Source organism: Mesorhizobium sp. M4A.F.Ca.ET.020.02.1.1 (assembly GCF_004022645.1).
GTDB lineage: Bacteria > Pseudomonadota > Alphaproteobacteria > Rhizobiales > Rhizobiaceae > Mesorhizobium.
On the sequence record NZ_RZOI01000527.1, the window covers coordinates 1 to 4,395 of the forward strand.

A 4,395-nucleotide genomic window follows, 5' to 3' on the forward strand; every position below is an offset into this window, starting at 1 on the left:
GGCGGACTTCGCCGACCAAGCGATCCGCCTGCTCGACCATCTCGGCCTCGACCGCGTCGCGGTTGTCGGCCATTCCATGCGCGCGCTGGTCGCGCAGGAGATCGCGCTGCGCGCGCCGTCGCGTGTCAGTTCCGTCATTTGCCTCAACGCCGTCTTCCGCCGCCCGCCGGAACTTGCGCAAGCGGTGCGCGAACGGGCGGCCGCCCTCGGCGGCCATGGCGATCCCCAGGCCATCGCCGCGACGATCGCGCGCTGGTTCGGCGATCCGATCCCGCCGGATCTGGCCGACGCCGCCGCGACCGCGCGAACCGCGCTCGAGAGCGTCGATGCCGAAGGCTACGCCCGCACCTATCGCCTCTTTGCCAGCGCCGACACAGCCCATGTCGATCGCCTGGCCGAGCTTGCCACGCCGGCGCTGTTCATCACCGGATCGGAGGATCGCAATTCCACCCCCGCAATGTCCGCCGCCATGGCGCGGCTCGCGCCATCAGGACAATGCCTGGTGCTGAGTGGAGAAAAGCACATGATGACAATTGCTTCGCCCAAGAAAGTGACTCAGCACATCACGGCCTTTCTCGATCGCGCGGCCGACGTTGCCGCAAGCGCCCAAACCGCTTTCGACCCAATCGAGTTCCGCCGCGCGCTGGGCTCCTTCCTGACCGGCGTCACCATCGTCACCACGGTGGACGAGGCAGGAGACCCGCGCGGCTTCACCGCCAACTCCTTCACCTCCGTTTCGCTCGAGCCACCGCTGGTGCTTGTCTGCATCGCCAAGAAGGCGCTGGGGCACCAGGCCTTCTCGACCTCCAGGGGATTCGCCATCAACATCCTGTCGGAAGACCAGAAGGCCGCGTCCGGCATTTTCGCCTCCAAGGCGGCCGACAAGTTCGCGTCGGTGGTCTGGCAGCCGGGCCAGACCGGGAATCCGGTGATCGACGGGTCTGTCGCGGTCTTCGATTGCGGCATGGAGCAATTGGTGGATGCCGGCGACCATTCGATCCTCATCGGCCGGGTCCACGATTTCACCCACAACGGCGCCCAGCCATTGGGCTATTGCCGGGGCGCCTATGTCACGCCGGGCCTCAGCCAGGAAGCGCTTGCCGCGGCACCGCCCGGAACCGAGGTCGGCGCCATCCTCGAGAGCGATGGCCGCGTGCTCTTCCTCGAGGCGGCGGACGGCTCCCACCAGTTGCCGGCCGGACGTGGCCTCGGCGCCGCGAGCGATGCCCGCAGTCTCAGGGGAAAGCTTGCAGCCAAGGCGATCGACGCCGATCTTGGCTTCCTCTACGCGGTCTGGGACGATGCGACGGACGCCTCGCGCACCCATGTCTACTATCGCGGCACGGTAGGCGCGCCCCTGTCCGGCGACGGCCACGTCAGGCTTGTCGACATCGACCGGATGGCCGATCTCAAGATCGCCGATCCGGCGGTGCGCTCGATGCTCGCCCGCTATGCACGCGAGCGCACCGAGGATCAGTTCGGCGTCTATGTCGGCAATGAGGTCGAAGGCGAGGTCCGGCCACTCGCCAAGGCCGCGCCGTCAGCAGCAATCCATTCCGGCCACGGGTGAGACCGATGAAGTTTTCGCTTTTCGTCCATATGGAGCGCTCGGATCTGGCCAAGCCGCAATCCGAACTGCTGGCGGAGTTGGAAGAACTCGTCGTGCTGGCCGAGCAGGCAGGCTTCGAGGCCGCCTGGATCGGCGAGCATCACGGCATGGAGTTCACCATCTCGCCGAACCCGTTCGTCAACATCGCCTATCTCGCCGCCAAGACTTCAAGCATCCGCCTCGGCACCGGCACCATCATCGCGCCCTTCTGGCACCCGATCAAACTCGCCGGCGAAGCGGCGATGGCCGACATCATCACCGACGGCCGGCTCGACATCGGCATCGCGCGCGGCGCCTACAGCTATGAGTATCAGCGGCTCTTCCCAGGGCTGGACGCCTGGGGCGCCGGCCAGCGCATGCGCGAGATGGTGCCGGCGCTGCGCGGCCTCTGGGACGGTGATTTCGAGTTGTCCGGCGAGTTCTGGTCCTTCCCGCCGACCACCTCCTCGCCCAAGCCCTTGCAAGCCCCCTACCCACCGATCTGGGTGGCGGCCCGCGATCCGAACTCGCACGACTTCGCCGTCGCCAACAAATGCAATGTGCAAGTGACGCCGCTTGCCTCCGGCGACGGCGAGGTGGCGAGCCTGATGGAGCGGTTCAACACCGCCTGCCAGGCCCATCCGGACATCGCGCGGCCGGAAATCATGCTCCTGATGCACACATTCGTGGCCGAGGACACCGCCGACGCCGACCGTCTGGCGCAGGATCTGTCGCTGTTCTACTGCCAGTTCGGCGCCTGGTTCCAGAACAAGAAGCCGGTGCATCAGGGCATCCTCGAGCCGCTGACCGAGGAAGAGATTGCGGCCATGCCGCAATACGCGCCGGACAAGATCAGGCAGAACCTCGTCATCGGCGAGGCCGACGAGGTGATCGCCCGGCTGAAGACCTATGAAGCGCAGGGCTACGACCAATATTCGATCTGGATCGACAGCGGCCTCTCGCATGAGCGCAAGAAGAAGTCCCTGCGGCTCTTCATCGACAGGGTGATGCCGGCCTTCCAGGCGGGGTCGCGATGAGCACCGTAGCCTTCAAGAATTACATAGACGGGGAGTTCGTCGAGGCCGCGGCGACCTTCGACAGTATCGATCCTTCGACCGGGACCCCCTGGGCGACGATGCCGGCCGCTGGCGTCGCCGATGTCGACCGCGCCGTCGAGGCCGCGCACCGGGCGCTGCGTTCCGGCCCCTGGGCCTCGCTGACGGCAACGGCGCGCGGCAAGCACTTGGTCAGGCTCGGCGAGCTCGTCGCCGCCAATGCGGGCTGGCTGGCCGAGTTGGAGACCCGCGACACCGGCAAGATCATCCGCGAGACGCGCGCCCAGATCGCCTATGTCGGCGACTACTACCGCTACTATGGCGGGCTGGCCGACAAGCACGAAGGAGCTTTCATTCCGATCGACAAGGCCGACATGGAGGTGACGGTGCGGCCGGAGCCGATCGGCGTCGTTGCCGCAGTCGTGCCCTGGAATTCGCAGCTCTTCTTGTCGGCGGTCAAGCTCGGTCCGGCGCTGGCAGCCGGGTGCACCGTCGTCCTCAAGGCTTCCGAGGATGGCCCGGCGCCGCTGCTCGCCTTCGCCGAGCTGGTCCACGAGGCCGGCTTCCCGGCGGGCGCCGTCAACATCCTGACCGGCTTCGGCCACGATTGCGGACGCCGCCTGACCAGCCACCCGCTCGTCGCCCGCGTCGCCTTCACCGGCGGCCCCTCGACCGCCCGCCAGATCGTCGCCAACACGGCTGAGAACCTCGCCTACACGACGCTCGAGCTCGGCGGCAAAAGCCCGGTCGTCGTGTTCGCCGACGCCGATCTCGACAGCGCCGCCAACGCCGTGGTCGCCGGCATTTTCGCCGCGACCGGGCAGAGCTGCGTCGCCGGCTCGCGCCTCCTGGTCGAGCGCTCGGTGAAGGACGAATTCCTTGCCCGGCTGAAGCGGAAGGCCGAAGCCATCGCCATCGGCGATCCACAGGACACCGCCACCGAAATGGGGCCGCTCGCAACCTTGCGCCAGCGCGAACGGATCGAGACGATCGTCGCCGAAAGCCTGGCCGGCGGCGGCCGGCTGATCACCGGCGGCGCACGGCCCGAGGGCAAGGCGGGCGGCTTCTACTACGCGCCGACGATCATCGAGGCGCAGGATCAGGCGCTCGTCTGCGTGCGTGAGGAACTGTTCGGACCGGTGCTGAGCGCGCTCGCCTTCGACAGCGAGGCGGAGGCGCTGGCGCTCGCCAACGACACGCCCTTCGGCCTCGCGTCGGGTGTCTTCACCACCAACCTCGCCAGGGCGCATCGCATGGCCCGCGGCATCCATGCCGGCGTGGTCTGGGTCAACACCTACCGCGCCGTCTCGCCGCTGGTTCCGTTCGGCGGCTATGGCCTCTCCGGCCTCGGCAGAGAAGGCGGCCTCGACGCCATCCGTGACTACACGCGCTCGAAATCGGTGTGGATCCGCACATCGGACGAGCCGATCCCCGATCCCTTCGTCATGCGCTGAGGCGGCCTGTCGACGGTGCACTGAAGAACAAGAAACGGAACACACAAAGTCAGAGGAGAACGACATGAAACTGATTTTCGCCGGCATCCTTGCCGGTCTGATTGCAACGACGGCCGCCAAGGCCGGGGAAATGGTGTTCACCAGCTGGGGCGGCACGACCCAGGAAGCCCAGACCAAATCCTGGGCTGAGCCGTTCACCGCTTCGGCCGGCGTCAAGGTGCTGCAGGACGGCCCGACCGACTACGGCAAGCTGAAGGCCATGGTCGACGCCAAGAACGTCACCTGGGACGTGGTCGAC

3 protein-coding genes and 1 pseudogene are annotated in these 4,395 nt (G+C 67.1%); all 4 read left to right on the top strand.

Annotated features, from left to right (window positions below; genetic code table 11):
- Positions 1 to 1,570, top strand: a 1,570-nt coding sequence (locus EN742_RS25830; protein WP_128333431.1) for an alpha/beta fold hydrolase, incomplete at its 5' end; no start/stop codon positions are given.
- A 5-nt stretch (positions 1,571 to 1,575) separates the two neighbouring features.
- A complete protein-coding gene (locus tag EN742_RS25835; protein ID WP_126058971.1) occupies positions 1,576 to 2,625 on the top strand; it encodes an LLM class flavin-dependent oxidoreductase in 1,050 nt (349 codons plus the stop codon).
- On the top strand, positions 2,622 to 4,097 hold the full coding sequence (locus tag EN742_RS25840) for an aldehyde dehydrogenase (RefSeq protein ID WP_128333432.1): 1,476 nt from the start codon (positions 2,622 to 2,624) through the stop codon (positions 4,095 to 4,097). The genes EN742_RS25835 and EN742_RS25840 overlap by 4 nt, the downstream gene beginning before the upstream one ends.
- A gap of 64 nt (positions 4,098 to 4,161) precedes the next feature.
- Positions 4,162 to 4,395, top strand: a pseudogene (locus tag EN742_RS25845) (ABC transporter substrate-binding protein); the annotation flags it as partial.